The sequence below is a fragment of the Microbacterium sp. zg.Y909 genome, assembly GCF_024626565.1.
The window spans coordinates 1-24,663 of the sequence record NZ_JANJFJ010000004.1 but is presented as its reverse complement, the minus strand read 5'-3'; the positions used below and the strand labels follow the sequence as shown (position 1 = coordinate 24,663).

The following is a 24,663-nucleotide window of genomic DNA, read 5'->3' as shown; positions in this document are numbered from 1 at the left end:
GACGTGCGGTCAGGCCGCACCGACGACGATACGCGGCACGCCGGCCCACGCGGCGGGGTCGGTGGCGTTGCGGCCGTCGACCAGAAGACGGATGCCGGGCAGGTCCGCGGGCCCGAACGCACGGTAGTCCGCGTGATCGGTCTGCAGGACGGCGAGGTCCACGTCGGCGCCGGTCGCGTATGGCTCGAACCCGAGGGCGCGCAGCTCGTCGTCGGAGTACAACGGGTCGTGCACCGTGACCGTCGCCCCGCGAGTACGCAGGGCCTCCACCGTCGGGAAGACGCCGGAGAACGCCGTCTCCTTCACGCCGCCTCGGTACGCGGCGCCGAGGACCACGGCGCGCAGGCCTTCCAGCGAGCCCAGCAGGCCCTCCGCCTGAGCGACAAGACGCTCCGGCATCGAGGCGTTCAGCAACCGGGCGGTGCGCACGATGTCCGCGTCCGGGTCGGTGGACAGGTACAGCCGCGGGTACACCGGGATGCAGTGGCCGCCGACGGCGATGCCGGGCCGGTGGATGTGCGAGTACGGCTGCGAGTTGCACGCCTCGATCACCTGGTAGACGTCGATGCCGTGCGCCGCAGCGAAGAGGCCGAACTGGTTGGCCAGTCCGATGTTCACATCGCGGTACGTCGTCTCCGCCAGCTTCGCCATCTCGGCGGCTTCCGCGGACCCGAGATCCCACACCCCGTTGGGGCGCGCAAGGTCGGGTCGCTCATCGAACTGCAGGACCGCCTCGTAGAACTCACGGGCGCGCTGCGCGCCGGCATCCGAGAGACCGCCGATGAGCTTGGGGTACTTGCGCAGGTCGGCGAAGACACGGCCGGTGAGCACGCGCTCGGGTGAGAACACGAGGTGGAAGTCCTCCCCCTCGGTCAGCCCGGACCCCTCTTCGAGCATGGGCTTCCAGCGGCCGCGGGTCGTCCCCACCGGGAGCGTCGTCTCGTAGGACACGAGGGTGCCGGGAGTGAGGTGCTCGGCGAGCGACCGGGTCGCGGCATCCATCCATCCGAAGTCCGGTTCCCACGTGGTGTCGTTGACGAACAGCGGCACCACCAGCACGACGGCGTCGGCGCCGGGGATCGCCTCGGCGTAGTCGGTCGTCGCGCGCAGCCGGCCCGCGGGGACCAGCTCGCTGAGCTTCTCCTGCAGATGGGCTTCGCCGGGGAAGGGCTCGCGCGCCGCGTTGATCTCCGCGACCGTCGTCGGGTTGACGTCCACGCCGATCACTTCGTGACCGGAATCGGCGAACTGGACGGCGAGGGGGAGCCCGATCTTTCCGAGGGCGACGACGGCGATGCGCATGGGTTCCATCCTATGCGGCGCCCGCGGCGCGGCAGCCGGGGCGCCGCCTGGTCAGGCGGTCAGGATGTCGATCACGCGTTGCGCCGCGTGGCCGTCGCCGTAGGGGATCGCGTCGGTCGCGGGGGGACGGGGCCGGGTGACCCCGGCCGCGATCTCCGCAGCCGAGCCGGCCAGCACGTTCCAGCCCAGTTGGACGGTCTCAGACCACTCCGTCTCCGTGCGCACTGTCGTACACGGCACGCGAAGCAGGAAAGCCTCCTTCTGCAATCCGCCCGAGTCGGTGACGACACCAGCGCTATGCAGCACGGTGGCGATGAGGTCCGGGTAGCTGAGCGGGCCATGGGGAATCAGGGAGCCCACCGCCAGCGAGATGCCGTGCTCGGCCGCCTTGGCCACGATTCTCGGGTGCGCCAGCAGGACGGTCGGCTTATCCAGCCCCGCCAACGCCGCGGCGACCTCGGAGAGGCGTCTGGGATCGTCGGTGTTCTCGGCGCGGTGGATCGTCGCGACATAGTGATCCCCGGTTTCCAACCCCAGTTCCGCAGCGATCGGGGACGGCCGATCCGCGACCTCATTTCGGACGTCGAGCAGCACATCCGTCATCACGTCGCCGACGAGCACCGCGCGTCCCGCCAAGCCTTCCCGCGCCAGGTGGTCCACGGCCACCTGTGTGGGCGCGAGGAGGAGATCTGCGGCGTGGTCGGTGAGGACGCGATTGTGTTCCTCGGGCATCCGGCGGTTGAAACTGCGAAGACCTGCCTCAAGGTGCGCGACAGGCAGGTGCATCTTCACGGCAGCCAGCGTCGCGGCGAGTGTGGAGTTCGTGTCGCCGTAGACAAGGACCCAGTCCGGCCGCTGGGCCGCGAGCACGGCATCCAGAGCCGACATCATGTTGCCGGTCTGCACGCCGTGCGATCCACTGCCCACGCCGAGGTGCACGTCGGGTCGGCCGATGCCGAGGTCTCGGAAGAACACCTCCGAAAGCATGGGGTCGTAATGCTGCCCGGTGTGCACGATGACGTGCTCCACGCCGGCCGCACGCGCCGCCGCGTGTATCGGGGCGAGCTTGACGAATTGCGGTCGAGCTCCCACGACGCTGACGATCTTCACTGAGTCTCCGATCTGCGGGTCACCAGTTCGGCGAGGAGATCGCGGGCGAGCGCCCGCTCACGCTCGAAACTGAGCTCGAGGGCCGCCGCGTGCGCGTTCGCCTTGTACGCCATGATTCGTTCCGGCGTGAGCATGGACAGCGAACGCACGCACGCGTCGACGCTGAAGTCATCGCTGACGACACCGAGATCGTATTCCGTGACCACCCGCTGCATCTCGATGGTGGGACCGATGGCGACCGCCAGCCGCGCCTGGACGAAGTCGAACAGCTTGTTCGGGAGCGTCAGGCGCGCGTTTGTGTGGACCGGCGGAATCCAGAAGACTCCAACGTCGTACGCGTTGAGAGTCGCCGGTAGATCGGCGGGGGGAACGGGGTCGTGGAAGACGATCCGAGGATCGCCCCCGGCGCGCTCCTTCAGCTGAGCGAGGTATCGGCCTCCGTCGGCCGCTGGCACGAGATACAGGTCGAGGGTGAACCGGTCATCCAGCGCGCGGACCGCATCGATCATGGTCTCGAGGCTGCGCCCGAACACCGCCCCTCCGCTGTGCACGAGCCGGACCCTCCCTGGCTGGACCGGGACGGGGTCCAGAGTCGAGTACGGCGCGGCGTTTCGCATGACGGCGGGCAACACACCGAACCGTCGGAAATACAGCTCGGCGATCTCGCCGCCCACGGTCGTGACCACGGCGGCGCGCGGCAGATAGGTGCGGCAGAGGTGGACCATGAAGGGCGCGACGAGCAGACGCCAGGACAACACGTGCGTGCGCTCTTCCGGCGCCCACTCGTGCATGTCCGCCCACACGGGAGCGCCGCCGGCGAGGGCGAAGGCGAGACCGAGCACGCGCGCGTCGTTGGCGACGACGAGATCGAAGTCCCGCCCCCGAAGGCGCTCGTGCGCGTACGCCACGCCCGGTGCGGCGATTTCGACGGCACGGAATCGCCGGAGTGCGAGCCGCGCGACCCCGAGCGGTGTCTGCGGCAGCGACGGTCGGTCGTCGGGCACCCGGATGTGCTCCGCCACTCCCGGCGGGGCCTCGCCATAGCCGACGGTGGTCACCTCGCCGTATTCCCGCAGAACCTCGATCTGGCGCAGGACCCGCGCGTCACGATTGATCGGGGAAAGTGAGATGCACAGGATGCGCGTCATGCCACCACGTCCCTGTAGATCGCCTCTAGCTCCTCCGCGCTGGCGGTGAGACTGCGCTCTGCCGTCACGAATCCCCGTGCCCGCGCGCCGATAGCCGCACGCTCGTCCACCGTCATATCCAGGGCCTCCCGCAGCCTGTCCGTCAGCGCGGCGACATCGCCCTCCGCCACCAGCCATCCCGTGTCGCCGTCCCGCAACATCTCGGCGGTGCCGCCACTGTCGTAGGCGAGCACCGGGGCACCGCATGCTTGTGCCTCGAGCAAGACCAACCCTGCGGCTTCGCGCGCGATGCCGTTGAGCCGCGTGGGCAGGACCACGACGTGGGCCTGCCGCATTTCCTCCCGCACCTGCTCGGCCGAGCCGCCGCCGAGCACGCGCACGTGCGAATGCGTTGCAGCCGCCGCTTCGAGTCGCGCTCGGGCACTGCCCTCACCCAGGAAAGTGAGCGCGTGCGGGCGGTCCTGGACGGCCTGAACAGACGCCTCAAGCAGATCGAAGACGCCTTTGGTCTCGACGATCCGCCCGACGAACAGCACGACGGGGACATCCGCCCGCGGTGCCGGTGTCGGCGCGGGCGTGAAGAAATCGGTGTCGATTCCCTGGTAGTGAACACGGATACGCTCCGGCGGCGCGCCACCGTTGACCGCGACGTCGGCGATGTAGCGACTGACCGCCAGAATCCTGTCGGACTCGGCGAAGGCGCGGCGCACCTGACGCGTGAGCCGCGCGAGCGCGAGACGTCCGGGCACCGTGCGGGAGGAGGCGGGTGTCATCGGAACGAAGGCGTCACCACCGTGCACCGTCGTGATCAATGGCGTCGTCTCGTCTCGGGCGGCAGCGGCGGCGGCCGAGCCGTATGCGAAGTGCTGGTGGATGACGTCCGGATTCCAGGACCGGATGTCGCGCGCCGTTCGGCTGGCGAGAAGAGCGCCCGCCTGTTCGCGGCGGCGCACCGGCCACGAATCCGCGACGGGCAGGTGCCGCGCGAGCGTGTCCTCGATCTCGATGGTGGCGCGCGCGGCGGGATCGACGATGTGTGCGGCGCCCGTGAAGAACCGGAAGGTGTGCCGGTCCGCCAGCACGCGCGCGTGAGCGAGCGCGAAGTACGTAGGCGGAATCAGCAAAGACCCTTTGGTCAGCGCAACGCGCAAGCTCTACCTCCAGGTGGCGGTGTAATGTGGGAGGACGGCCTAAATGGGCTTCCCGACGCTACACACAGGTCCGATGTGACGCACGAATCCGCACCCCACCTACTCTACGTCGCATGGGGATTCCCGCCGTCACGCAGCGGCGGGGCGTACCGCCTGCTGGCCACCGCCAACGCGTTCGCCGCCGCCGGCTGGGATGTCACCGTCCTGACCGTCCCGCGCGAGGTCTTCATGCGCAGCACCGGCATCGATCCTTCCCTCGAGGCGCGAGTCGATCCGCGCGTGAGGGTGGAACGCATCCCGTTCCCGCACGACGAGACGAATCTCGACCTGCGCACGTGGGGAGCGTTCCGCGCGCACGCACCCGAACTGTGGAACGGGTGGCGCGGCTGGCGGACGGGTCGAGTATTCCCCGAACCGAGGTATGGGCTCTGGCGGACTGAGCTGGAGCGCGCCGCCGAGCGCATCCACGCCGCGAAACCCGTGTCCCTGAGCATCGGCTCGGCGAACCCGAACGTGGTGCACACTGCCGGCTTTCACCTACACCAGCGGTACGGCGTGCCGTTCGTGATGGACTACCGCGACACCTGGCAGCTGGACATGTACTCCGGCCGCCGCACCCTGACCGATCGCAGCCCGGCAGCAGTCTGGGAGCGTCGCCTCGTGGAAGCCGCCGCGGAGGTCTGGTTCGTCAACGAGCCGATCGCGCAGTGGCATCGCGACCTTTACCCCACCGCAGCGCAGAACATCCGCGTCGTTCCCAACGGCTTCGACCGCGCGTTCGTCGGCGACCCCACGCCGCCGCGAGAGGGGCGAGCCGACGGCATCGTCTTCGGCAACATCGGCACGATGACCTCACAGACGCCCATCCCGCAGCTCATCGAGGCGTGGCTCGCCGCTGCGGATGACCTGCCCGGGGCGCGGCTCGATCTGTACGGATATCTCGGCCATCAGGGCGACGACGAAGGCGGCGTCCTCGCCCAAGTCGGACGTGTGACCGACGGGTCGGCGAGGTACCGCGGGCCCGTCGCCAAAGCGGCGATCGCCGACGTCTATGCCACGCTCGACGCTCTGATTCTGCCCCTGGGCACCAGCCGCTTCATGACCAGCGGAAAAGTGTTCGAGTACATGGCGACCGGGCTGCCGATCGTCTCGGTCCACGACCCGGTGCTCGCCGTCAGCGACACCCTGCGCGGATACCCGGGCTGGTTTCCCGCGGCGTCGCTGGACACGTCGGACGTCGCTGAGGCACTCGTGAAGGCCGGCGCCTACGCCGCCACCCAGACGCTTCAGGATCGGCTGGACGCGCGTTCCTGGGCCGACCGTTACGAGCGCTCGCGCATCCTGGCGCCGGTCGTGAAGCGTTGGAGCGAAGAAGCGGCCTCGTCACGCAGCGCGAGCGGCGCGAACGATCACCCCCAGCCCGAGCCCGGAATCACCGACACGAGAACGGCACTGCCATGAGCCGCATCGTTGCCATCGTTTCGCAGCCAGGCGCGATCGCCGGCCTGGGCGATCTCGTCGTCGAGCACGAGGTCGTCATCGTGGGCCCCAGCGGTGAGAACACCGATCACGTTCTGCGGCCCACCCCGCTCCCCTCCATCCTCCGGCGATGGGTCGACGCGGCGTGGCGGAGCCCGGCGGGCAGGAACGCCGTGCGTATCTCTCCCTGGGACACCTCTCGCAGACTTTGGCGAGCGGCCCGCCGTGACCGCCGGCTGCGCTCGCTGATCGCGGGGGCGGATGTCGTCATCGCCGTCGATCGCGATGCCGTGTTCACCGTATGGAAAATGAGCCGTAAGCGCGACGTCGGCCGCGCGTGGACCGCCGTATACGGGACTAACGCCGCGCGCTTCGCCCTCGCGCGCTGAGCCGTCAGGCGCGGGCGATGCGGGCGCGCCCTGCGGGCAGTCCCACGACGGCCGGCACCGGCGCCCCGGCACGCCGGCGGCGGCGGCGTGCCCAGCGCCACGCCGCATAGATGCCGTCGCGTTCATCAGCGATCAACAAGTCGGCGCGCGCGACGACATCCCGAGCCTCGACCGATCGCAGCGTCGCCCGGAAGAAGGCCGCCCCGGGATCGACAGGCGAGAGCCGGCGCAGTGCGCGGCCTGCCGGAGTGCGCAGCAGTATCGCGTCGAGCGCACGCACCGACGAGGACGGGCGCGGTACGACGATGTGCGTTCCAGACCACCCGATAGTCACAATCTCGCTCGTCTCGGGCGCGAGTCGGGCGAGAGTCTGCGCGTCCACGCCCGACGGCGCGAACAGAACCACCCTCACTGCGGCCCGCCTGCGAGTCGTTCCGTGATCTCCCCCACCGCATCGGCGAGCTGGCGGCTCCGTTCCCACTGCGCACCCCACGCGATCGCAGCGGCGCGCTCGCCCGCCGTCGTCCGCAGGGCATCCGCAGCCGCTGCCCGGAAGGCGTCGGCGACGTCCGGCGCCGAGAGAGAGCGTGTGGGATGCCAGTGCGGCGATTCAGCAAGCACCTCGCCGACCGGCGTCTCCGGCGTGTGCACCGACACCACGGGAAGGCCCGTCGCAGCGTACTCGTAGACCTTCCCGCTGGTCACTCCCGGCCCGCTCGGCAGGGCCAGGAGCAGTGCGTCGAATCCTCGGTAGACGTCGAAGACCTCCGAACGTGCCACGGGGCCTTCGTATCTGATCCCGACCCGTCGGGCCTTCGCGAGCGCGTCCCGCAGCTGGGGGCTGCCCTCCGCCGATCTGCCGAGATGGCCGCGGAGCACAAGCCGCGATCCGGCCGGCAGGTCAGGCGCGGCCAGCGCCCACCCGTCCACCACGGCCTCCAGCGGGAAGGCGCCGTAATTGATGGTCCCGATATACCCGAATGTCAGGCCAGTGGGAGCAGGCCTTCTGAGCGGGACTCCGACGTGCTCTGCACCGGCCGCCCCCGCCGGGGCATCGAATCCGTTCCTCACCGTGCGCATGGCAGAAGCTTGCAGGGGGTACTTCTGCTCGTGCCAGCGACGGATGGGGTCGTTGACGAACCACACCTGATGCGCACCGGCGATGAGAGCGCGCTCGCGCTCGCTCTCCTCCGGTGTCAACGTCTCCGGCGGCTTCCCCGTGAAGGTGCGGATCGTCCACGCATCGCGGTAATCCATGACGTACGGCACGCCGGCCACGCGATGCAGTTCCTCACCCGGAACGAAGTCCACAGCGGGCGCTGCGGTGCCCAAAGCGAGTGTGACGGGACTCTCGCGGTGCACCCGCACGGCAGCGCGACGAAGCGCGGGCGCCCACGACCCGTACCACGCCTCGGGGAAGCCTCGCCGATCCCGCCGCAGGCGCAGCTTGGCCCAGAGCTCCGGGAAGCGCGCGCGGAGCCTGCCCCATTCCCCGAGGTCGGTGGAGAGCTCCGGGTGCTCCAAGGGCACCTCCCTGACACGCACGGCGGGATGGACCCCCTTGAGCAACGATTCGTCCGAGACGAGGTTGTCCTGGAACAGCCGTGCAGGAGCGCACAGGACAGTGACTTTCCAGTGTGCTGCGGCGAAGGCATTGGCGATCCCGATCGCGCGGTACACCCCGCTGGTGCGCGCGGGGGCGAACGCCCACGCGGTCAGCAGAAGATGAGGAGTCATCCCTGCTCGACCCCGAGGAACGGAGCGAGCACGCGCGCCGATAGCGCGCCGTCGTGAACCGCGCCGACGAACCCAGGTCCGCGCGCCGCAATGGCCTGGTAATACTCCGGACGCTCGATCACATCGTGGAGGACGTCGTGCAACGTCGCCGGGGTCGCCTCGACGACGGGGACCTCCAGCCCGGTCACGTCCCGCACGTGGTCGCGGACCTGTTCGTGGACGTGGGCGATGACGAGCCTCCCCGCGGCCATCGCCTCAACGGACGTCACGGAGTACATGCCCAGAGCGAACTGTTCGAGCACGATGTCAGCCTCGGAGTACAACCGAGGCATTTCGGCCGACGGCACGCGGAGGACGCGGCGATACTCCAGCGCACCTGCGTCCGCGAGCGCCTCCACCACCGGCTCGATCAGCTGAGTCCCCTTGACCCGCGGATTGGTGGGCGCGTGTACCACGATGGGTCGCTCGCGCGTCAGCACGGGCTCCTCTGTCCACCACTTGGCGGGATCCACGACGATCGGCAGCCAGGTGGAACCGACTCGGTCGAGCAGCATCTCCGGGGTCGAGACGAAGACCGGGCCGCCGACGCGGTCCAGGACACTGTGGTGGAATCGGGCCCGTCGCTCCAGTCCGGCCACCCACTCGGCCGGCGCGTTACGGAAGGGGGACCACTCGTCCAATTCCGCGTGGCGCGACGGAAGACGGATGTCGGTGCCGTGGCACAGCATGCCGACGCGCACGCCCCGCTCGCGGAGGAAGGCGACCTCGCGCGCAACGACCTTGTCGCTCGCGGCACCGAAGAGGGAGGAGACGGCCTCCACAAGCACATGGCTGAACTGCGCGGCGACGGCGTCGCGTTGCCCCATGCCCCACCGCCGAGAGTTGGTGTAGATCGCATCCGACACCTGGTAGTCGTTCGGGAACGCGAGACCGCCGTTGTCCCCCGCCTGCATCGCCACAGCCCTCACCCCGGGAAGCCGCTCAGCTGCGCGAGCCCAGGCGTGGCCCTGCCCCGCGAAGTTGCGCGGGCCGACCATCAGCCGGACAGCCGCATCCGGTGCCGTCACAGGCGGAGGAACGGTCCGAGGATCGAAGCGGGCGCTCGGGGGTCCCACTCGCGCCGTCACCGCCTCGGGCAGGCGCGCACGCGTCAGCCTCCACAGCATGCGCGCACGGGCAGCCAGAGTGTCCGCCATTCCCGTCATGTGAGGCCCGAGAGGCGTGCCTGCAACGCGAAGTCCGGATGGGATCGAACGACCTCGTCGAAGGTTCCCTGTGCCGCGATCGTGCCCTCGCTCATGAAGAGCACCTTGTCCGAGTTGCGGATCGTGGACAAGCGGTGCGCGACGGCGATCACCGTCACCTCGCCATGCAGGTCCCGGATGGCCGCTGTCACGTCGGACTCGGTCTTGGAGTCCAAGGCGCTGGTGGCCTCATCCAGCACCAGAACAAGGGGGTCCGTATAGAGCGCGCGCGCGATGCCCAGCCGCTGCCGTTGCCCGCCGGACAGACTCAGTCCGCGCTCCCCGACGCGAGCGTGGACACCGCCATCGCGCTGGCTGATCGTATCCCAGAGCTGGGCGCGTCTGGCCGCCCGTTCGACGCGCTCGAGGTCGTAGCTGTCGTCCCAGACGAGGGCGATGTTCTGCGCGATGGTCCCGTCGAACAAGGCGACGTCCTGGGGCACGTAGCCGACGCGTGCCCGCCACGCGGCGAGGACCTCGGCGAGCGGCTCGCCGTCGACCGCGATCTTCCCCTGTGTCGGCGTGAGAAGTCCGAGGACGAGGTCGACGAGGGTCGATTTACCGGCCCCGGACGGACCGGCGATGCCGACCGTCGAACCCATCGCGATGTCGAGGTTCAGCCCGTCGACAGCGGGGGTGCTCGAGCCGGGGAAAGTGAAACTCACGTCCGTGAGTGTGAGGTGGCGAGGTTCCGCCGGAAGCGGTCGCCGCCCCAGGTTCTCTTGGGCTTTGAGATACTCCGCAGATGATTGGATGTCATCGATCACGTAGTTGACATACGGTGCGGTGGTCACGGTGCGGGTGATCACCGACTGGAATCCTGTCAGCGCGGGTACGAGGCGGAATCCCGCGATCCCGAAGAGCGCGATGGCCCCGATCGCCTGCTGAGGCCCTTCGGAGCCGCCCATGACGAACGCCGCACCACCGGTGAGCAGGAAGCCCCCGATCACCGCCGAGTCGAAGATGAACCGAGGAACTGCGGAGAGGAAGTTCGAGTTCGACCGGGCGCGCGCCGAGAGTGCCCGCTGTTTCTCCACGACGGCCTCGACCTCCGGCGCCTTCTCACGCAGGGTGATCTCCTTGAGCGCCGACACCATCCCGGAGATGAGGGCGGCCGCGGCCATCTGAGAGTCTCGTGCGACGCGTGCTGCCTGCCTCGTCCGCCCCCCGAGCACGAAATACTGGAGAACCGCGATCCCACACAGGTAAACCGTGGTGATGGCCGCTGTGACGGGCTGAGCGATGAAGATGACGAGGACGACGCCGAGCGAGGTGACCAGCAATCCCGGCAGTGTGGTGATCGGCAGGAGGAAGCCTGAGGTCACATTGGCGACACCTGTGTTCGCCATCTGAACGACCTGAGCCGAGTTGCGACCGAGGCGGTCGGTCCATGGCGCCCGCAGATATGCCGCGAGCAACTGAGCGCCGACGCGCACTTCGAAGTCGGCGAAGCGGCGCGTGGCGATCCATTGCAGACCGACATTCGCCGCGGACTTCGCGATGACGACGACGGAGAGCACGACGATGAGCCACACGAGCGCGCCTTCCGGCAACCCTCCGATCAGGGGCAACTCGACACCACTACCCGTCGCGGCTGCCGCCAGTGTGAGAGCGAGGAGCATGAGCGCCAGAACATCGACGACGGCCAGCACAGCCGAGACGACGGAGTACCACAACAGGAACCGTCGGGCTGAAGCGGGAAGGTAGGGCAGAAGTCGCCGTAGGAGAATTGTGATCTGCTTCATGCCGGCTCAGAGGTCTCGCGCTCTTCCCGCGGTGGCCGATTCCAGTGCCGCCTCGACGACGGCGAGGGTGCGCTGACCCTGAGCCATCGTGACGACATCGCTGTGCTTGCCCAGCACCGCATCACGGAACGCCTCGTGCTCGACCCGCAGCGGCTCGCGCTTCGCGAAAGCGAAACGAGTGACGTCCCCTTCCGAGACGCCGCGGAACGATGAGACGGACTCCCACTCCAGCGGGATCGTGCCGTTGGCGAAGAAGCTCAGGTCCCCCGTTGCGGTATCCGCGACGAAGGCGCCCTTCTCACCGGTGACGACCGTCACGCGCTCCTTCATCGGGCTCAGCCAGTTGACCAGGTGGTTCACGATCACCCCCGATTCCAGCCTGCCGGTGATCGCGATCATATCCTCGTGCTCGCGACCGCTCTTGAACGTCGTCTGCGCGAACACGCGCGCGTAGTCGCTCTGCGCGACCCACGCGGTGAGGTCGACGTCGTGCGACGCGAGGTCCTTCGCCACCCCGACGTCGGCGATGCGGGACGGGAAAGGCCCCTGACGTCGAGTCGCGATCTGGTGGACCTCGCCGAGGTCGCCCGCTTCCAGCCGCCTGCGCAGTTCCTGCAGGGCGGGGTTGTACCGCTCGATGTGTCCGACCGCGCCGACCAGGCCCGCTCGGTCGAACGCGTCGACCATGCGCTGTCCGGCCTCCAGCGTGTGCGCGATGGGCTTTTCCACCATCGTGTGCACACCGGCTGCGGCGAGCTTCAGTGCGGCATCCTCGTGGAAGCGCGTCGGCACGGCGACCACAGCGACATCGATGTCCGCCGCGATGAGCGCGTCGATGTCGGGAAGGATGCCGAGGTCTCCGGCAACGCCATGCGGGTCACCGCCGGGGTCGGCGATCGCGACCAGCTCGACCCCATCGATCTCTCGCAGCACGCGGGCGTGGTGGCGGCCCATCATGCCGACGCCGAGAAGGCCGGCGCGGAGGGCGGCCATCAGGCACCCGCCTGTGCGACGGCGTTCACGGCGGCGACGACGCGCTCGAGGTCGTCGCGAGAGAGCGAGGGGTGCACGGGCAGCGACACGACTTCCCGCGCGGCCTTCTCCGTCTCGGGCAGGTCCAGGCCGGGGGCGTAGGGCGCCAGGGAGGGCAGGCGGTGGTTCGGAATCGGGTAGTACACGCCCGCGCCGACGTTGCGCTCTTCCTTCAGCGCCTTGACGAAGCCGTCACGGTCCTCGGCGACGCGGATCGTGTACTGGTGGTACACGTGCACGGCGCCGTCGGCGACGGGCGGGACGACGACGCCCTGCAGATGCGCGTCGAGGAAGGCCGCGTTCTGCTGGCGCGTCTTCGTCCAGGCATCCACCTTCGTCAGCTGCACCCGGCCGATGGCCGCGTGGATGTCCGTCATACGCGCGTTGAAGCCCACGACCTCGTTCTCGTACTGACGCTCCATGCCCTGGTTGCGCAGCAGCTTGATCATGCGAGCGGTCTCCGGGGTGGCCGTCGACACCATTCCCCCCTCACCGCTGGTCATGTTCTTGGTCGGGTAGAGCGAGAACATCGCGAACTCTCCGAAGGTGCCCACCGGCTTGCCATCGAGCGCGGCACCGTGGGCCTGGGCGGCATCCTCATACAGCGCGATTCCGCGGCGGTCGGCGATCTCGCGCAATTCGCGCATGCGAGCCGGGTGCCCGTACAGGTGCACCGCGAGGATGCCCTTCGTCTTTTCCGTGATCGCGGCTTCGACAGCGACCGGGTCCAGCGAGAACGTCGCGGGCTCGATATCCACGAAGACCGGGGTACCGCCGGTGAGCGCGACGGAGTTGCCCGTCGCGGCGAAGGTGAACGACGGCACGATGACCTCGTCGCCGGCGCCCACGCCGGCAGCCAGCAGGCCCAGGTGCAGACCCGACGTTCCGGAGTTGACCGCAACGGCCGGGCGCCCCTGGACGAAGTGGGCGGAGAACTCCGCTTCGAACGCCGCGACCTCGGGCCCCTGCGCCACCATGCCGCTGCGCAGCACCCGGTCGACCGCTTCGCGCTCCTCGTCGCCGATGATGGGCTTGGCGGGCGGGATGAACTCGCTCACTGGGACTCCTCCAGGTTCTCGTCATGCTCGATGTAGCGGGTACCCGTTGCCGGGCACACCCAGACGTTGTCCCCGTCGCCGCGCCGCAGCGGGACTCCAGCCTTGCCGACCCACCCCAGGCGTCGCGCGGGGACGCCGGCGACCAGGGCGTGGGCGGGGACGTCCTTGACGACCACTGCGCCGGCGGCGACGGTCGCCCAGTCGCCGATGGTCACTGGTGCGACGCACGTGGCGCGCGCGCCGATCGATGCGCCGCGTCCGACGGTGACGCCCACCGGCTCCCAGTCGTGAGCGCTCTTGATCGTGCCGTCCGGGTTGATGGCCCGTGGGTAGGTGTCGTTGGTGAGCACGACGGCGGGTCCGATGAACACACCGTCGGCCAGTCGTGCCGGCTCGTACACCAGGGCGTAGTTCTGCACTTTGCAGTTGTCGCCCATGGTGACACCCGAGCCGATGTAGGCACCGCGCCCGACGATGCAGTTCTCCCCCAGCACGGCGCCTTCGCGCACTTGCGCGAGGTGCCAGATCGACGAGCCGGCACCGATCCGGGCATCGGACGAGACGTCGGCGGACTCGACGATCCGCACGGAACGGGGGTTAATCACTGAGGTTTCTCTCTGTCGGGGAGGTGCGGCGGGCCCGGGTCAAGTCTAGTCGTGGCGCTTCGGGCGACCTGGAGAACAGCCTCACGGGCGCGGTCCGCCACCGAGGACAGCGAGAGGTTCCGGCGCGCCCACTCTGCGCGCCCCATGCGCAGGCGGGCGGATTCGCCGCTCTGCTGCGCGGCGAGGAGACGGCGCATCCCTGCCGCGACGTCATCGACGGCGAAACCCACAGCCTCACCCAGCCCGGCATCGGTGACCAGGCGCCCACCCACGGCGGGACCGGCGAACAGCACGGGGGTGCCGGTGGCCGCCGCCGCGTATGTCTTCGTGGGCCGGGCGAAGTCGTAGCCGATGCCGGGCACGATGCTCACCAGCGAGGCCACGGCACCGCGGATCCACGCCGCGGACTCGGGCGGGCTGACCACGCCGCCGAAGTCGACCCGACCGGGAACGAGCTCCCCCGCCAGCTCACGCAGGCGCGCTTCGACCGCGCCCTGGCCGAAGAACTTCAGTCGCAGGTCCGGATGCTCGTCGGCCAGCGTCGCGAACGCGCGCACGAACACCTCGGGCTGCTGCCACTCCGACATCGTGCCGGTGTACACGAAGTACGGGTGGTCGCAGATCGCCGCCGCCGTCTCGGGGGTGAACACCGCCGTATCGATGCCATTGCCGATCGTGGTGATGCGCCCCGGCTCGGCGCCGAGGAGCAGCAGGCGCGCGGTCACTTCGTCACTGACGGACAGAATGCCTCGAGCGCGCTGCAGCACGATCCGCTCGAGCCCGCGGACGACGGAGACGACCGGGCGCGGGGCTCCCATCGAGATGACGCCGTCGGTCCAGACATCGGCGGCGTAGTACACCAGCGGACGACGCTTGATCAGCGCCACCGCGGCAGCCACTATGCCCGTCGTCGGGGGCGACTCGGCAACCACCACGTCGAAACGGGTGCCCAGCAGTCGCACGATGAGCGGGATGTCGAAGCTCAGATACTGCACGTAGCCGCGCACGTTGCCGCCGCGGTCCCGCAGCACCGGCCATCGCCGCACCCGCACGGCGGGCGGATCCGCGATGGGCGGAGCGGAGGATGGCGGACGCGTGGTCAGCACCTTCACCTCGGCACCAGTGCGAGACAGCGAGCGGGCGAGAGCGCCCAGGCGGAAAGCGCCGGCGCTCACCTCCGGCGGGAACAGGCGCGAGACGATGACCGCGCGCGTCATCGCTCGGTCTTTCCGTCGTCGGCGAGGGGCATCGCTGCCGACTCTATCGAAGCCCGCCCGCCCGCTCATCGAGCGCACGCCGTAATGCGCCAGAGCGACGCGCCGTCGTCCCCAGCGACGAACTCGAAGCCGTCACGGCCGCCGAAGGCGGTCATCCCCGGCATGACGTACCTCCCCGGCGCGACCTCGCCGGGGCCGAAGTCCAGCACATACTCGGGGTCGCCGTACTCGGCCAGCGCCGCACACACCGCCGGGTTCGTCGCGGCGTCGTGCAGGCCCTGGGCGAGCACGTTCCACGCCTCGTGACGCGGCGGCGACCAGGTACGCGGGTAGACGTCCAACCCGCTGAGCATGTAGCCGAAAGCGCCACCGGTCGAGGGATTCACCAGCACCCGCTGGCCCTCCTCGACGTACTCCGGCAGCTCCTCGAGCAGGTGGCGCTCGGATGGCTCGAGGTACGTCGACTCGTCGTGCGCGTAGCGGGAGCTCTGATCGAAGGTGTTCTCGACGACCATCGGCATCTGCTGCACCGGACGCACGACCACCCCGAGGGCGAGGAGCACCGCCAGCAGTCCGTAGCACAGCCAGATGACCCGGCCGCCGTGGGCGGAAAGGCGCCTCCCCACCCAACCGGCAATCGCGGCCGCGCCGACGGCCGCCAGCGGGATCACCACGAGCGGCACCAGCGCCACGATGCGGTAGGGGTCGGCGTACCAGGCACCCAGCAGCAGGGAGCGCAGTCCGACGTGGTCGATCGAGGCGACGGCCACATAGAGTGCGCTGAGCGCGAGCCACCCACCGACGAGCCAGCGCAGCCCGCTCCGGCGGCAGGCGACGACCAGCCCGACCACCATGAGCAGGCTGACCAGGATGGCAGGGGGAAGTCGCAAGTGGCTGTTCAGCGCCACGTCGGCCAGCGAGGCGAGGTTGCCGCGGAACGGCGCCCAGTGGGAGCCGCTCGTCGAGGACGACAGCACGTACCAGACCGCCGCGAGGGTCAGCCAGAGCATGGCGATGAGAGCGAACGCCGCCGCACGCCGCGGGCTCCGCAGCAGCGCGAACGTCGCCCAGACGGCGGTGATCAGGCCGAAGGCCAGCAGGCCCGCCGGCTGCGCAAGACCCAGGGCGGCCACCACCAGGAGAAGGATCACCGTCGCGCCCACCGCGCCCCGCCACCCGCGCGGCCAGCCTTCCCCTCCACGCACCCATCGCGGAATCGTGATGACTGCGGACACTGCTGCCGGCAGGAGCGCTGTAGACAGGCCGTACGGGTACAGCACACCCCACTGGAACATCAGCAGCGGGAAGGCCTGAAGCGCCCCTGCCAAGAGGCCTGACGCGGCGGCGACGGCGTCATCGGCGGTGGCCGTTCGGGTGAACAGGGCGATGCCGAGCGGCCAGATCACACCGGCGATGACGAATGTGACGGCGTTGGCGGCCATCGGAATGGACGCCCCGGTCAGCATCACCACCAGCGAGGTGATGGCGTGCCACCCCCCGGGGTAGAACCCGCGGCCGCCGATCACGCCGCTGACGTCGAGGGAAGACGCCGACTGCGTCTCGAGGACGAAACGGATCGCGTTCAGGTGGAAGACCGCGTCGTTGGTCTGCGAGATGTTGCCTGGGTCCTCGATGTACAGCACGAGACGGGTGACGACGAGCGCCGCCCCGGCCGCGATGCCGCTCAACAGCAGCGCCGTCTGCCGGTTCGGCGGGGTCGGCGACGGCCCGAGGTCCAGCACGCGACCCAGCACCGCCGCCACGGCGACGACGACCAGCGCGCCCACGGCGAAGGTGAGCGGCGCCCAGGGGACGCCGATCAGGGCGAACACCAGTGCGAGCCCGCCGATCACCGCCGTTCCGACCACCGGAGCGAGACCCCACAGACGCAGCCCGCGCAGCCCGACAAGCGCCAGCGCCGCCGCGCCGGGCACGAAGACCACCGCAGCCGCCACCAGCACGACAGGCAGCGCCCCGAGCCAGGACCCGATCATGACTCGACCAGGGAGATCGCGCCCTCCACCGGGCCGTCGTAGACAACCTCACCCTTGTTCATCACGATGCCGCGGCCGCAGAGCTCGCGGACCATCTCCATGTCGTGACTGACCACGACGAGCGTCTTGCGCTGCTCGATCAGCTCCTGGAACTTCAGCCGGCACTTCTCCCGGAAAGGGGCGTCGCCCACCGAAAGGATCTCGTCCACGAGCAGCACGTCCAGCTCGACGTGGATCGCCACCGAGAACGCCAGGCGCATGAACATCCCCGAGGAGTAGTGCTTGACCTCCTGATCGATGAAGGGCTCGATCTCGCTGAAGGCGACGATCTCGTCATACCGGGCGGCGATCTCCTTGCGACTCATCCCCAGGATGGCCGCGTTCAGGAACACGTTCTCGCGGCCGGACAGCTCCGGGTGGAAACCTGCTCCCACTTCGATGAGACCGGCTACGCGGCCGCGGGTGAGCACCTCTCCTCCATCGGGCTGCATCACACCGGAGATCATCTTGAGCAGAGTGGACTTCCCCGAACCGTTCAATCCGAGGATGGCGACCGACTCGCCCTCGTTGATGACGATGTCCACGCCCTTGAGGGCCTCGAAGACGCTCGTCGTCTTGCGCCCGCGAAGCATCGCTACGACGGTGTCTTTGAGAGAGTGCGCGTGGTGCAGCAGGAAGGTCTTGCGGGCCCGCTGCACGACGATGCTGGGCCGCTGTGATGTCGCGGTGGTCATAGGTCCTGCGCGAACCTTCCCTCGAGCCGGCGGAACACCAGCTGTCCGATGAAGAAGACCACGGCGCTGATCACGAAGGCCCACAGTGTGTTGAGGCCGAGATCCGGCGCGAGCGGTGTCTCCGCAATCGTCGGCGACGTCGACAGCCCGATGTCGGTCACGGGATACCAGAAGGCGAAGTGGAACAGTTCGACCGCCTGCGTGATCGGGTTCATCAGGTACAGCTGAGTGATCCAGTCCATGCCGATCGCCCTCGCTGCCTGAGCCACCATCGTCCAGTGGTACAGCACGGGCGACGCCCAGGTCGCTAGAAGCAGAAGCAGCTCGACGATGTTCTCGGCATCGCGGAAGCGCACGTTCACGGCGCCGAAAAAGAGCCCCAGACCGAGGGCGAACAGCAGGATCAGCACGATGGCAGCGACGATCGCAAGGATCTGGAGAACGGAGACGTGGGCGATCCAGCCCATCAGCAGGCAGACGAAGAGCAGCAGCGTGACCTGCGGGAGGAAGTGCACGAAGGCGACCACCACGGCCGACACGGCGAAGAGCTGACGAGGCAGGAAGACCTTGCGCACCAGCGGCGCATTCCCGACGATCGACGTGGTCGCGTTCTTGAACGCCTCGCTGAAGAGGTTGATCACGACGATGCCGCTGAAAAGATACACCGCGTAATTCGGGATGCCACGGTTGAGGTCGAGGAACAGCCCCATGACGGCCCAGAACACCAGGAACTGCGCGGCGGGGCGCACGTAGGACCAGGTCCATCCCAGCACCGAGTTGCGATAGCGCGTGGTGACGCCGGTGCGGATCAAGAGGCGCAGCAGATAGTGCCAGCGGAAGACGTCGAGCAACCCGCGACTGTGGCCGGGGACGTCGAAATCAGCGCGCGGTATGGCGGCGAAGGGGTCGGGTGCGTTACTCACGGTCGATCGTTCTCGCGGAGGATCCGCCGAGTGCCGGCGAACCGGTCTAGTCTAGTCGACCGTTCCCTGAGCCCCTGGTGAGCGACGACGGCCCTCACGTCAGCATCGCTGGAACTTGCCCACGGCAGCGCTCATGACGCCGTCGCCTCCAACGAGCGTGAACGCAGATCCGCCTTTCGACAACAGGAAGTCTGCGGCCTCGCCAGTGACGCAGTTGCCGCGGTTAACGAAGATCGGCGCGCGACGCTCGCCCGCCAGCACGGCACCCGTGAGGGCGTCGGGGAAGTCCCTGCCCGTGGCGAGCACAATCGAGCTGGTCCCAGAGCCGAAGGACGCGTTGTTGAGCGCGGCGTTCGTGGCGTAGCGGTCGAGGCCGCCGTAGCGTGTGACCGACAGCCCCTGCGAGGCCAGTTGGTCGGAGATCCCTCTGGAGACGACCCCCTCGCCACCGACGATGACGATCTCCTTCGATCCGAGGGACGCCACCGCCCGAATCGTCTGTTGGTCCACGTGATCGTTCTCACCCTTGACCAGGATGACCGGCGCTCCACGACCGCCTGCGACCGCAGCCGCGCCGAGCGCGTCCGCGAAGTCGCGCCCGGTCGCAACGTATACGGCGGGCGCTGAATCAAACTGCGCCGCGATGAACCGTGCTGTTTCGTACCGGTCCGATCCGCCGACGCGGTCGACGGCGAGCCCAGAGCCGAGGAGCGTGCGCAGACGACCCGCCATCGCGGAGTCGATGACGCCCGTTCCGCCGATGAGCACGACGCGCGTGGGCGCGAGCCGTTTCAGCTCCGCCTCCGTCGACGCGGGCAGTGCGGTTGAGCGCGTGAGCAGCAGCGGAGCGTCCTTGTGCGCAGCCAGCGGCGCAGCGGCGAGCGCGTCCGCGAAGTCGGTGCCGACGACGAGATAGACGGTCTGCGCACCGTTGGGGAAAGACTTGCGCGACACCTCGACGGCGGTCTCGTAGCGGTCCTGTCCGGACAGACGGTCCGCGCCGAAGCCGCGGGCGGAAACGCCCGCGGTCGTGCGCGACTCCGCATCGTAGCCGGGGATGTTCGCGGTGACGGTCACGGTGATGCGTCGCGTCGCGTCGTCGTTGGTCACGCGGTACGTCGACGCCGTCGCCCCGGCGATGGCCTTCCCGTCACGGCTCCACTGATAAGAGAAGGAAGCCGGCGTGGGGCTCCAGGTACCGGTCGCCGCCGTGAGGATCTGCCCGGCGACCGCCTTGCCGCTGATCGACGGCGTGCCGGCGACGAGCGGAAGTCGGGTCGACAGGTACTTCGTCGTCAGCCACATCTCCTGTCCGTTCACGCTCGCGCGGGTCCACGCGCCGTACGTGCCCGACGCCTGCACGACCGTGCCCTTGCCGAGGCTCGTCGCCCCCGTGCCGCACGCCGTGGTGGGTGCGGTGCGCGCGTTGAGCGAGTCGGCGGTGACGACGAGTTTGTCGCCGCGGGCCGCGATCTCGGTCGCCGGCGGCACCGTGCACGGCGCGATCTTCGCTGCGGCGCTTCCCGCGCCCTTGAACCACTGCTGGTAGTAGTTGTAGAAATTGCGGTTTCCGTACGCCGAACAGTCGTCCCCGGTGCCAATGCCTGCGGCGAGCGCGGCGATGTTGGGACGGTACGGCGTGTAGATGTAGAGGTTCGCCGTCGCCTGGTTCTCGATGTAGACCTGCGACGTGCCGCAGGCGCGGTCGGGGTGCCACTGGATGGTGTTCACGCGTCCCGGCCGGTAGTTGTACCACCCCGGGTTCTGCACGTAGAGCTGCTGCTGGCGCGCACCCAGGTAGATCTGGTTGACGAAACCTGCGGCGCGCGGATCGCACGGCGCCGTGTCCGGGCAGCTCTGCCCGAGCGCGGCGTCGAAGTGCCGCTGGGTCGGATTACTGCGGGTGATCAGGCCCTGCTCCTTCTGGAGCATCACCAGCAGCACCTTCTGGCTGATGCCGCACGCCTGCCCCGCGGCGGCGATGATCTCCGCCGCCGTCGCGCGGGCCTTGCCGGGGACCGCCTTGCAGTAGCGGTCCGCGGCCATCGCGGGCAGGTCGGCGGTGAAGTCCTTGATGCACGCGGGTCCCCCGGTCGCAGGAACACAGGAGGCGTTCTTCTCGTTGAGGAATGCCTGCACCTGTGCGGCGGTCATAGCCGCCCCGTCGAAGAACTCGGCATCGCTGATGATCATGCCGCCGTCGAAGATGGAGCCTGCTGCCTGCGCCGGCGCCGCGGGCGCCGCTCCCAGGAGCGACCCGACGAGCACGCCGGCGAGAGCGAGGACGGCGAGCTTGGACGACCTTCGGCGGCGCTCCGGGGGGTGAGGCATGTGACCAGTGTTGCGGAAGTTATGAGAGAACACCAATGTTCTTCAGGTAACGATTCGCCGGAGCGCTACAAGTCGGCGTGCAACTGCCAGACCCGTTCCGCGGCTCCCTGCCACGAGAATGCTCGCCCGCGGTCTGCGGAGAGCACCGACAGCCGCTCCCGCGCGGAATCCGACTCCATCACCTGCCGCAGCCCGTCGGCGAGCCCCTCGGCCGCGGCATCCACGAGGACGGCGCCATCCACGACGACCTCGCGGTGCACGGCGCAGTCCGCCGCGAGCACCGGGGTGCCGAGCGTCAGCGCGTCGACGACGAGCCAGGGGAAGGCGGTGACGGTCGCCGGAGCGAGCAGCACCGAGGCGCCGCTCAGCACCGCGGCACGGTCGGCGGCGTCGAGGCCGCCGGGCACATGCACCCGCTCGGCGGTGAGCCCTGCCTCGACGGCGAGGGCGGTGACGTCCGCGGCCTGCGCGTCGGCGACGCCGGTGACGACCATGGGAAGCCCTTCACCGCCGCGGGCCACCGCAGCGAAGGCGGCATCCAGCCCCGTACTCCAGGTACCGTCCACCAGCACGTACTCCCCCGGAAGCTCCAGCGCGCGCCGTCGCCCGACCTCGTCGGTCGGCACCGCGAACCCCTCGGGAGCCGCGCCGGCGATCACGCGGATGCGCTCACCGAGCTTCGCGATCTCGGCGAGACGCTCCGCGTGCGCATGGGTGGGCACCACGACGGCGTCGGCGTGCTTCCCGACCCGCTTGAGCATGGCCTTCTGCCACGACACGAACGGTCTCGCCAGTTCGTCGGGCGCCTCCCAGGCGGCGAGGTCCCACATCGTCACGACGGTCTGGTCGTGGTGGTAGACGCGGTCGTGCCGCACCAGGGGCGCAGCCAGGCCGGTGGCGTGGATCATCCCCCCACCGACCCCGGCGGCGATCCCCAGCTGCCACGATGCCGCCAGCTCGCGGCGCGCGAGGGGTGCGGTGTCCACCCGCGCGAGGCCGGGGACCTCCGCCCGCAGGGCAGCAATCACGTCGTCGGGCACCGACGGCACGAGCGCTGCCACATCGCAGCCCGACGGCGCGGTGCTCGCCAGGGCTCCAGCCAGCTCGCGCCCCGCCTGGGCCTGTCTGTCGCCGGTCGGCACCGGCGCCTCGATCACGACCCGCAGTGTCGTCGTCATCGCTCAGCCCTCCGGGGCGGGGGTGGGCGTCGGCGGATGCAGTGCCGCCTGCACCGCTTCGTGCACACGGTCGTAGTCCGGGTCGTCCGGGTCGATGCCGATTCCCTGGGGGGTCAGTTCGAGCGTCGTCAGAGGCTGTTCCTTGGCCTTCAGCGCGAGATCGGCGAAGTACGCCAGCATCGACTGGGGCAGGTCGGTCTCGATCAGTTCCTGCCCGGCGGCGGCGATGTCGTTGAACCGCGTCAGCGCGTTGAACGGATCGAGCTGCTCGAGCATCGCCTGCTGCAGCTGACGCTGCCGCTGCATGCGGTCCCAGTCGCTGGTGGTGTAGCGGGAACGGGCGTACCACTGGGCGGTGTCGCCGTCCATGTGCTGCTCGCCCGCCTCGATCCAGCCGATCGCCCATTCGTCGGCGGGCTGGCCGTCGTACGTCGGACCCCCGCCCTTGGGCAGCCGCTCGGCGACCGTGATGTCGACACCACCCAGGGCGTCGATCACCGCGGCGAAGCCGTGCATGTCGATGAAGACGTAGTACGGGATCTCGATGCCGAGGATTCCCTCCGCGGCATCCTTCGTCGCCTCCACGGCGGGCGTGGAACCCCGGTCCGCCGCGTCGGGGTACAGGCCCGAGCCGTCGCGGCACACCTGGACCGCGTTCATCAGCTGGTTGATGCCGGCCCCCCACCCGCAGGAGAGGTCGCCGTGCCCCTCGAAGCCGTCGGGGTAGAGGTCCCGCATGGGACCCTCCGAGAACGGCGCGTTCTGGATGTCGCGCGGGATGCCGGTGATCGTCACGGCACCGGACTCGGCGTTCACCGACACCACAGAGATGCTGTCGAAGCGCATCGAGTCGCGGCCGTCGCCGCTGTCGGCGCCCAGCAGCAGGATGTTGTAGTAGCCGTCGGACGGCGGCACGCTGGGGCCGCTCTGCCCGAAGATGCTGCCGAACGCGCCGCGCAGGGTGCCCACCGAGTACGCCGCATACGCGGTGCCCCCACCGGCGATCACGAGCAGTGCCACCGCGAGCGCGGCGATGCCGGCGCGGGCGCGCTGCCGAACGCGCACCAGTCGCACGAGACGCAGCGTGTCGACCGTGAGCACGCACCACAGCACGACGTAGCCGACGAGCAGCACCTGTGCGGCGGTGAGCGCGAACCAGTTGCTGCCGAGCGTGAACAGCGCCGGGCGCCAGAGGAGCGCGAGGAGTCCGACGACGACGACCAGCACCCACATCGTCAGCGTCGCGGCGAGGCCGACGCGGCCGAGCCGGCGGCTGCCGGCGAGCACCTGCGCAGAGCCGGGCACCAAGAAGTTCAGGGCGACGAGCCACCAGGCACGACGGGTCATGACCTCGGGCGACGTGGCATCCGGATGCCGCAGCGGGCGCTCCTGCAACAGTCGCGTCCGCGCGCCGGTCGATCCCGCAGCGCTCACGCGCGGCGGCATGGTCACGCTCACAGGGCGCCCTTCAGCCGGCGGTTCTTCTCCTCCACCTGGCTCTCCAGGTCGCGGGCGTAGCCGGCGACGCGCTCGGCGAGCCGATCGTCCGACATGCCCAGCATGCGCACCGCGAGGAGCCCGGCGTTCTTCGCGCCGTTGATCGACACCGTCGCCACCGGAATGCCGGCGGGCATCTGAACGATGCTCAGCAGGGAGTCGAGGCCGTCGAGGGTGGCCAGCTGCACCGGCACCCCGATGACCGGAAGCTCCGTGACAGAGGCCAGCATGCCGGGAAGGTGCGCCGCTCCCCCGGCGCCGGCGATGATCACCTTCAGGCCCCGCGCACGCGCCTCGCGGCCGTAGCGCAGCAGCTTGTCGGGCGTGCGGTGGGCCGAGACGACCTCGACCTCGTGCGGCACCGCGAAGTCCGACAGCGCCTGCGACGCGTCGCTCATGACCCGCCAGTCGGAGTCCGAGCCCATCACGACGCCGACGAGGGGTTCTTCAGAGGAATGCAGCGGCCGGGTCACCTGTCAAGGCTAGGGCGCGCTCCTGCAAGTTGCCCGCAACGGCGCGCGCCCGGCGTCGCCCTGACAGCCTCCGGCAGGCTCTCGCAGCCTCGATCAGTCGTCGAAGTGGGCCGCGGCGGCACGCGCCTCGTACACGGCGTCATCGAGATCGGGGCCGGCGACGGTGACGTGCCCGACCTTGCGGCCGGGGCGCGGCGCCTTGCCGTAGGTGTGGATCTTGGCGCCGGGGTGCTCGGCCATCGCCCGGTCGAAGCGGTCGTCGAGCCCGCCCGAGGCAGGGCCCCCGAGGATGTTGACCATCACCGACCACGCCGCA

General features: G+C 69.4%; 21 protein-coding genes and 1 pseudogene. 2 read left to right on the top strand and 20 right to left on the bottom strand.

Annotation, left to right across the window (positions count from 1 at the left end; translation table 11 throughout):
- Positions 1–9: 9 nt before the first annotated feature.
- From NQ160_RS00700 to NQ160_RS00685, 4 genes are read right to left on the bottom strand one after another with little or no spacing between them, the layout of a single operon-like run.
- Positions 10–1,302, bottom strand: coding sequence for a nucleotide sugar dehydrogenase (locus NQ160_RS00700; protein WP_257513303.1), 1,293 nt, complete (start codon positions 1,300–1,302; stop codon positions 10–12).
- A gap of 51 nt (positions 1,303–1,353) precedes the next feature.
- Complete coding sequence (gene wecB, locus NQ160_RS00695; RefSeq protein ID WP_257513302.1) at positions 1,354–2,412, bottom strand: non-hydrolyzing UDP-N-acetylglucosamine 2-epimerase; 1,059 nt, start codon at positions 2,410–2,412, stop codon at positions 1,354–1,356.
- The gene (locus tag NQ160_RS00690) at positions 2,409–3,560 is read right to left on the bottom strand and encodes a hypothetical protein (protein WP_257513301.1); all 1,152 of its coding nucleotides are present in this window, start codon (positions 3,558–3,560) and stop codon (positions 2,409–2,411) included. Before NQ160_RS00690 ends, wecB begins: the two co-directional genes overlap by 4 nt.
- Entirely contained in the window at positions 3,557–4,711 is a 1,155-nt protein-coding gene (locus tag NQ160_RS00685; RefSeq protein ID WP_257513300.1) for a glycosyltransferase, read from the bottom strand. The genes NQ160_RS00690 and NQ160_RS00685 overlap by 4 nt, the downstream gene beginning before the upstream one ends.
- 75 nt (positions 4,712–4,786) lie before the next feature.
- Between NQ160_RS00685 and NQ160_RS00680 the strand changes: the two genes are divergently transcribed.
- On the top strand, positions 4,787–6,172 hold the full coding sequence (locus NQ160_RS00680; RefSeq protein ID WP_257513299.1) for a glycosyltransferase family 4 protein: 1,386 nt from the start codon (positions 4,787–4,789) through the stop codon (positions 6,170–6,172).
- Positions 6,169–6,579 (top strand): hypothetical protein, encoded by a 411-nt coding sequence (locus NQ160_RS00675; RefSeq protein WP_257513298.1) that lies wholly within the window; start codon positions 6,169–6,171, stop codon positions 6,577–6,579. Before NQ160_RS00680 ends, NQ160_RS00675 begins: the two co-directional genes overlap by 4 nt.
- A 4-nt stretch (positions 6,580–6,583) precedes the next feature.
- Here NQ160_RS00675 and NQ160_RS00670 read toward each other — a convergent pair whose 3' ends face one another.
- The 16 genes and pseudogenes from NQ160_RS00670 to NQ160_RS00595 all read right to left on the bottom strand — a co-directional run.
- On the bottom strand, positions 6,584–6,991 hold the full coding sequence (locus tag NQ160_RS00670) for a hypothetical protein (RefSeq protein WP_257513297.1): 408 nt from the start codon (positions 6,989–6,991) through the stop codon (positions 6,584–6,586).
- On the bottom strand, positions 6,988–8,316 hold the full coding sequence (locus tag NQ160_RS00665; protein WP_257513296.1) for a glycosyl transferase: 1,329 nt from the start codon (positions 8,314–8,316) through the stop codon (positions 6,988–6,990). The genes NQ160_RS00670 and NQ160_RS00665 overlap by 4 nt, the downstream gene beginning before the upstream one ends.
- Complete coding sequence (locus tag NQ160_RS00660) at positions 8,313–9,383, bottom strand: hypothetical protein (RefSeq protein ID WP_257513295.1); 1,071 nt, start codon at positions 9,381–9,383, stop codon at positions 8,313–8,315. The genes NQ160_RS00665 and NQ160_RS00660 overlap by 4 nt, the downstream gene beginning before the upstream one ends.
- A gap of 134 nt (positions 9,384–9,517) precedes the next feature.
- Entirely contained in the window at positions 9,518–11,305 is a 1,788-nt protein-coding gene (locus NQ160_RS00655) for an ABC transporter ATP-binding protein (RefSeq protein ID WP_257513294.1), read from the bottom strand.
- A gap of 6 nt (positions 11,306–11,311) precedes the next feature.
- Positions 11,312–12,298, bottom strand: a complete 987-nt coding sequence (locus tag NQ160_RS00650) for a Gfo/Idh/MocA family protein (RefSeq protein ID WP_257513293.1) — start codon at positions 12,296–12,298, stop codon at positions 11,312–11,314.
- Positions 12,298–13,395: a DegT/DnrJ/EryC1/StrS family aminotransferase gene (locus NQ160_RS00645; RefSeq protein ID WP_257513292.1), complete on the bottom strand. Its 1,098-nt coding sequence runs from the start codon at positions 13,393–13,395 to the stop codon at positions 12,298–12,300. The genes NQ160_RS00650 and NQ160_RS00645 overlap by 1 nt, the downstream gene beginning before the upstream one ends.
- On the bottom strand, positions 13,392–14,000 hold the full coding sequence (locus NQ160_RS00640; protein WP_257513291.1) for an acyltransferase: 609 nt from the start codon (positions 13,998–14,000) through the stop codon (positions 13,392–13,394). The genes NQ160_RS00645 and NQ160_RS00640 overlap by 4 nt, the downstream gene beginning before the upstream one ends.
- Entirely contained in the window at positions 13,997–15,217 is a 1,221-nt protein-coding gene (locus NQ160_RS00635; RefSeq protein ID WP_257513290.1) for a glycosyltransferase family 4 protein, read from the bottom strand. Before NQ160_RS00635 ends, NQ160_RS00640 begins: the two co-directional genes overlap by 4 nt.
- Positions 15,218–15,282: 65 nt before the next feature.
- Positions 15,283–17,211, bottom strand: coding sequence for a DUF6541 family protein (locus tag NQ160_RS00630; protein WP_257513289.1), 1,929 nt, complete (start codon positions 17,209–17,211; stop codon positions 15,283–15,285).
- The gene (locus tag NQ160_RS00625) at positions 17,208–17,945 is read right to left on the bottom strand and encodes an ABC transporter ATP-binding protein (RefSeq protein WP_257513288.1); all 738 of its coding nucleotides are present in this window, start codon (positions 17,943–17,945) and stop codon (positions 17,208–17,210) included. The genes NQ160_RS00630 and NQ160_RS00625 overlap by 4 nt, the downstream gene beginning before the upstream one ends.
- The gene (locus NQ160_RS00620; RefSeq protein WP_257513287.1) at positions 17,942–18,868 is read right to left on the bottom strand and encodes an ABC transporter permease; all 927 of its coding nucleotides are present in this window, start codon (positions 18,866–18,868) and stop codon (positions 17,942–17,944) included. Before NQ160_RS00620 ends, NQ160_RS00625 begins: the two co-directional genes overlap by 4 nt.
- A 99-nt stretch (positions 18,869–18,967) precedes the next feature.
- Complete coding sequence (locus NQ160_RS00615) at positions 18,968–21,199, bottom strand: cell wall-binding repeat-containing protein (protein WP_257513286.1); 2,232 nt, start codon at positions 21,197–21,199, stop codon at positions 18,968–18,970.
- A gap of 65 nt (positions 21,200–21,264) precedes the next feature.
- The gene (locus tag NQ160_RS00610) at positions 21,265–22,377 is read right to left on the bottom strand and encodes a glycosyltransferase (protein ID WP_257513285.1); all 1,113 of its coding nucleotides are present in this window, start codon (positions 22,375–22,377) and stop codon (positions 21,265–21,267) included.
- Positions 22,378–22,380: 3 nt separating this feature from the next.
- Positions 22,381–23,835: an LCP family protein gene (locus NQ160_RS00605; protein WP_257513284.1), complete on the bottom strand. Its 1,455-nt coding sequence runs from the start codon at positions 23,833–23,835 to the stop codon at positions 22,381–22,383.
- Positions 23,832–24,299 (bottom strand): 5-(carboxyamino)imidazole ribonucleotide mutase, encoded by a 468-nt coding sequence (gene purE, locus NQ160_RS00600; RefSeq protein ID WP_257513321.1) that lies wholly within the window; start codon positions 24,297–24,299, stop codon positions 23,832–23,834. Before purE ends, NQ160_RS00605 begins: the two co-directional genes overlap by 4 nt.
- Positions 24,300–24,440: 141 nt before the next feature.
- A pseudogene (locus tag NQ160_RS00595) lies at positions 24,441–24,663 on the bottom strand (5-(carboxyamino)imidazole ribonucleotide synthase); the annotation flags it as partial.

Excerpts from the sequence above, each read along its gene's own strand:
- NQ160_RS00700 (WP_257513303.1), bottom strand. The coding sequence starts at position 1,302 with ATGCGCATCGCCGTCGTCGCCCTCGGAAAGATCGGGCTCCCCCTCGCC.
- NQ160_RS00690 (WP_257513301.1), bottom strand. The coding sequence starts at position 3,560 with ATGACGCGCATCCTGTGCATCTCACTTTCCCCGATCAATCGTGACGCG.
- NQ160_RS00675 (WP_257513298.1), top strand. The coding sequence starts at position 6,169 with ATGAGCCGCATCGTTGCCATCGTTTCGCAGCCAGGCGCGATCGCCGGC.
- NQ160_RS00665 (WP_257513296.1), bottom strand. The coding sequence starts at position 8,316 with ATGACTCCTCATCTTCTGCTGACCGCGTGGGCGTTCGCCCCCGCGCGC.
- NQ160_RS00655 (WP_257513294.1), bottom strand. The coding sequence starts at position 11,305 with ATGAAGCAGATCACAATTCTCCTACGGCGACTTCTGCCCTACCTTCCC.
- NQ160_RS00650 (WP_257513293.1), bottom strand. The coding sequence starts at position 12,298 with ATGGCCGCCCTCCGCGCCGGCCTTCTCGGCGTCGGCATGATGGGCCGC.
- NQ160_RS00635 (WP_257513290.1), bottom strand. The coding sequence starts at position 15,217 with ATGACGCGCGCGGTCATCGTCTCGCGCCTGTTCCCGCCGGAGGTGAGC.
- NQ160_RS00630 (WP_257513289.1), bottom strand. The coding sequence starts at position 17,211 with ATGATCGGGTCCTGGCTCGGGGCGCTGCCTGTCGTGCTGGTGGCGGCT.
- NQ160_RS00625 (WP_257513288.1), bottom strand. The coding sequence starts at position 17,945 with ATGACCACCGCGACATCACAGCGGCCCAGCATCGTCGTGCAGCGGGCC.
- NQ160_RS00615 (WP_257513286.1), bottom strand. The coding sequence starts at position 21,199 with ATGCCTCACCCCCCGGAGCGCCGCCGAAGGTCGTCCAAGCTCGCCGTC.
- NQ160_RS00610 (WP_257513285.1), bottom strand. The coding sequence starts at position 22,377 with ATGACGACGACACTGCGGGTCGTGATCGAGGCGCCGGTGCCGACCGGC.
- purE (WP_257513321.1), bottom strand. The coding sequence starts at position 24,299 with ATGGGCTCGGACTCCGACTGGCGGGTCATGAGCGACGCGTCGCAGGCG.